The organism is Flavobacterium sp. T12S277 (assembly GCF_048514875.1).
Taxonomy (GTDB): domain Bacteria; phylum Bacteroidota; class Bacteroidia; order Flavobacteriales; family Flavobacteriaceae; genus Flavobacterium.
Genome location: NZ_JBLYEG010000080.1, coordinates 1 through 681 on the forward strand (window position 1 = coordinate 1; position 681 = coordinate 681).

The 681-nt window shown below is 34.1% G+C and carries 1 protein-coding gene; it reads left to right on the top strand.

Translation table 11 applies throughout. The annotated features are described in order from the left end of the window. The coding region (locus ACN1CN_RS22810; protein WP_419137996.1) for an AMP-binding protein at window positions 1-681 on the top strand (681 nt) is incomplete at both ends.

Here is a 681-nt window from a genome sequence, read left to right on the forward strand (position 1 = left end):
AGGTAGAAGCGAGTTCTAATCTTCCACAACATAGTTTAGCAAAGAATCTGGCTTATGTTATTTATACCTCCGGAACGACAGGCAGGCCTAAAGGGGTGATGATCGAGCATTCCGGGGTTGTTAATTTGATAATGGATTTGTTATTTAAGTATGGTATAGATACTTCTGATAGATTTGTTCTTTTTGCTAATTATGTTTTTGATGCCTCAGTTGAGCAAATGTTTTTAGCGATGTTGTCAGGATCAAGATTGTTTATCATTGAAAAGCAATCTATTGTTGATAGTAAGAGGTTCACAAGTTTTGTAATAAATAATAGTATTACGCATTTACATTCTACTCCTTCTTATTTGAATACTATTGATTCTTCAAAATTTAATTTATTAAAAAGAGTTGTATTTGGAGCTGAATATCTATCAAAAGATCTATTTATAAAGTATAAAAAAGATGTTCCCGTAGTTATTAATAAATATGGACCCACAGAGACTACCGTTACAGCACTAATTTCATTTAATTCAAATTTACTCCATAAAGCAAGCATCCAAAACACGAAAGCCTATGTGCTTGACGCTAATAATCTTCCTGTTCCGATAGGTGTTATCGGTGAGCTTCATATAGGGGGTTCGGGTTTGGCCAGGGGGTATTTGAACCGTTTGGATTTAACCCATGAGCGATTTATAGATA